Consider the following 3661-nt stretch of genomic DNA (forward strand, 5'->3'; position numbering starts at 1 on the left):
CGGGCGGCTACTACCCGACTCCGGATTACCAGGGAGGCTATGGACCTGCGGCAGCGCAGCCCGGGACGAACCCGCTGGCGATCGCGTCGCTCATCGCCTCCTTCACCGGCCTGCTGTGCTGCGTAGGCTCGATCGTGGCCATGGTGCTGGGCGCGATCGCGCTGGATCAGATCAAGCGGACCCGTCAGGACGGCTTCGGCCTGGCGGTCGCCGGCATCGTCATCGGAATCGCCATGCTCCTCGTCACTTTTGTGGTCGTGCTCTTCGCGATACGCACGCATTAGCGCCAGCGCGCCGGAGCCGGGCTGTCTGCCATCGGACCCGCGGCTGCCTAGGCTCTACTTCCATGGGATCGGTCAATAGGGTGTACGTCGCGCGGCTGTCGCGCATGTTGGTGCTGGGCCCGCTCGGGGAATCCGTCGGCCGGGTGCGCGATGTCGTCATCAGCATCAGCATCGTGCGCCAGCAACCGCGCGTCCTGGGGTTGGTCGTCGACCTGGCCACATGGCGCAGCATCTTCATCCCGATCCTGCGGGTCGCCTCCATTGAGCCCAACGCGGTGACGCTGAGCACCGGCAACGTGTCCTTGCGCCATTTCGAGCAGCGACCCGGCGAGGTGCTGGCGATCGGCCAGGTGCTCGACACCGCCGTCAAGGTCAACGACCCCGAACTGCCCGAGCTGGCGGGGTTGGACGTGGTGGTCACCGATCTGGGCATCGAGCAGACCCGGACCCGGGACTGGATGGTGAGCCGGGTCGCCGTGCGCAGCCAGCGCCGGCTGGGGCGGCGTGGCCCGGTGCACGTCGTCGACTGGCACAACGTGCAGGGCTTGACCCCGTCGGCCCTGGCGTTGCCGGGCCAGGGCGTGGCACAGCTGCTGGATCAGTTCGAGGGCCGCAAACCGGTCGACGTCGCCGATGCCATCCGCGGGCTGCCGGCCAAGCGCCGCTACGAGGTGCTCAAGGCGCTCAACGACGACCGGCTGGCCGACATCCTGCAGGAGCTGCCCGAGGTGGATCAGGCCGACGTGCTGTCGCAGCTGGGCACCGAGCGATCCGCCGACGTGCTCGAGGAGATGGATCCCGACGACGCCGCCGACCTGCTGGGCGTGCTGAATCCGACCGACGCCGAAATGCTGCTGACCCGGATGGATCCCGGGGATTCCGCCACGGTGCGACGGCTGCTCACCCACTCACCCGACACCGCCGGCGGACTGATGACGTCGAACCCGGTGGTGCTGACCCCGGACACCGCGGTCGCCGAGGCGCTGGCCCGCGTCCGCGATCCCGACCTGTCCGCCGCGCTGTCGTCCATGGTGTTCGTGGTGCGTCCGCCCACGGCCACCCCGACCGGGCGCTACCTGGGATGTGTGGCGCTGCAGCGGCTGCTGCGCGAGCCGCCGGCCGAGCTGGTCGGCGGGATCGTCGACAGCGACCTGCTGACGCTGACGCCGGAGACACCGCTGGTCGCGGTGACTCGCTACCTCGCCGCCTACAACCTGGTGTGCGGGCCTGTGGTCGACGACCAGAACCACCTGGTGGGCGCGGTCACCGTCGACGACCTGCTCGATCACCTGCTGCCGCACGACTGGCGGGTGGACATGCAGGACCTCGACACCGCCGGCCGTCTCGAAGGACTGGGAGGATCCGCGTGAGCAAGTCCACGGCTCCGCGGGGGCTCTACACCCCGCGGACATCGCGCAGGTACTCGCCGCGGCTGGATCCCGAAACCGTCGGACAGTTCACCGAGTCGATCGCCCGCTTCTTCGGCACCGGCCGGTATTTGCTGCTGCAGACGATCGTGGTTTTCGTGTGGATCGCGCTGAACCTGTTCGCGGTGGGGCTGCGCTGGGATCCCTACCCGTTCATCCTGTTGAACCTGGCCTTCTCCACCCAGGCGGCCTACGCGGCACCGCTGATCCTGCTGGCCCAGAACCGCCAGGAGAACCGGGACCGCGTGGCGCTCGAGGACGACCGCCGTCGCGCGGCGCAGACCAAGGCCGACACCGAATACCTGGCCCGCGAACTGGCCGCGGTGCGGCTGGCCGTGGGCGAGGTGGTGACGCGCGAATACCTGCGCCACGAGCTCGATGACCTGCGCGAACTGCTGGCAAATCTGCAGCCGGACGCCGCGGATGCCGACCCGGTTCAGGGCGGCGACGGATTGGAGCGAACGGCTAAGAAATCCAGGTGAGAACCGTTTGCACCATTGCGCCACTCGTGTCACAAGAGTTATGTATGGTGATCTGGTTCACCGAGCTAACAGAAAGTGGACCCAGCTCACATAACTAGGACGGTCGAGTGCGCATAGGGGGAAGCCGGGGTGAAAGCCCCGCCGCCGCGACTGTGCGGCAGCGAGCACTTCGGAACACGCGCAAGCCGATTTTCGGCGTGGCAATGATTACTCCATTGGTCTTCGCGGGGGCCGTCAGCGCAACGGCTCCATCGCTTCCCATGCGAATGCCCCCGGTGCATGCCGCGGTCACCCCGGTGGCCGCGGTGTCCCCGACCTTCCCCGACCTCACCGGCCCCGCCGTCGTCTCGATCGACCGCGGCCCCACGCTCTTTCACGTCGCCGAGCCCGCCTTATCGGCTCCGCCGCCGGCGATGATCGTGAATGCGCCTGGAGCTCTTGGCATTCCGAGCATCGCGCTGGCCGCCTACCGCAGCGCGGAGCAGAAGATGGCCGTCGCCGCCCCGGGCTGTGGCGTCAGCTGGAACCTGTTGGCCGGCATCGGGCGCATCGAGTCGGGACACGCGGGCGGCGGCGCGGTGGACGCCCGCGGCACCGCGATCAGCCCGATCTACGGCCCGTCCTTGGACGGCACGCTGCCCGGCAACGAAACGATCATCCAGAGCAGCGCCGGAAACCGCGTCACCTATGCCCGCGCGATGGGGCCCATGCAGTTCCTGCCGGGCACCTGGGCGCGCTACGCCTCCGACGGCAAGGGCGACGGCGTGGCGGATCCGCAGAACATCTTCGACGCGACGCTGGCGGCCGCCCGATACCTGTGCAGCGGCGGGCTCAACCTGCGTGATCAGTCGCAGGTGTTGACCGCGATCCTGCGCTACAACAACTCGATGCCCTACGCGCAGAACGTGTTGGGCTGGGCGGCGGCCTACGCCACGGGCGTCGTGCCAGTCGACCTGCCGCCGATGACCGGGCCGCCGCCGCCGCTGGGCGACGCACACCTCGAGCACCCCGAAGGGCTCGGGCCCAACCTGCCGATGAACGTCAACGGCCTGCCGCTGGACGACCCGCTGGCCCGTGTCCCGTTGATCGACCTGAGCAGCCCGGCGCTGGGCAGTCCCCAGCCGATGTTCCCGTGGATGACGCCCACGCCTGCGCAGGCGCCGGCCCAGGTTCCCGGGTGCACGGTGATCTGCATCAGCTCGCAGAGCTCACCGGCCGTGGGTCCGCCGCCGCCGTTCGGTGCGCCGCCCCCGCCGTTCGGGGCGCCACAGCCGGTCGCGCCGCCGCAGCCGTTCGCACCCCCGCAGCCATTCGCACCCCCGCAGCCGGTCGCCAATCCGCCGTTCGGGGCGCCGCCCCCGGAAGCCGGTCCCCCGCCGGCTTGGGCTTGGGTGCGCCGGGGGCCGCGCCCGACGGGCCGGCGGGCTTGGGCGCCGAGGCGGGCTGGGGGGGGGGGGCGGCCGGTGGC

The 3661-nt window shown here is 70.1% G+C and carries 4 protein-coding genes; all 4 read left to right on the forward strand.

The window, feature by feature from the left end; translation table 11 throughout:
- The coding region (locus A5646_RS12410) for a DUF4190 domain-containing protein (RefSeq protein ID WP_156765590.1) at positions 1-284 on the forward strand (284 nt) is incomplete at its 5' end.
- 62 nt (positions 285-346) lie between these two features.
- Positions 347-1654 (forward strand): magnesium transporter MgtE N-terminal domain-containing protein, encoded by a 1308-nt coding sequence (locus A5646_RS12415; protein ID WP_067021917.1) that lies wholly within the window; start codon positions 347-349, stop codon positions 1652-1654.
- Positions 1651-2193 (forward strand): DUF1003 domain-containing protein, encoded by a 543-nt coding sequence (locus A5646_RS12420; RefSeq protein WP_066871640.1) that lies wholly within the window; start codon positions 1651-1653, stop codon positions 2191-2193. The genes A5646_RS12415 and A5646_RS12420 overlap by 4 nt, the downstream gene beginning before the upstream one ends.
- 107 nt (positions 2194-2300) lie before the next feature.
- Positions 2301-3661: lytic transglycosylase domain-containing protein (locus tag A5646_RS12425; RefSeq protein ID WP_231998303.1), on the forward strand; the 1361-nt coding region annotated here is incomplete at its 3' end.

The organism is Mycobacterium sp. 1245499.0 (genome assembly GCF_001673615.1).
Classification (GTDB): domain Bacteria; phylum Actinomycetota; class Actinomycetes; order Mycobacteriales; family Mycobacteriaceae; genus Mycobacterium; species Mycobacterium europaeum_A.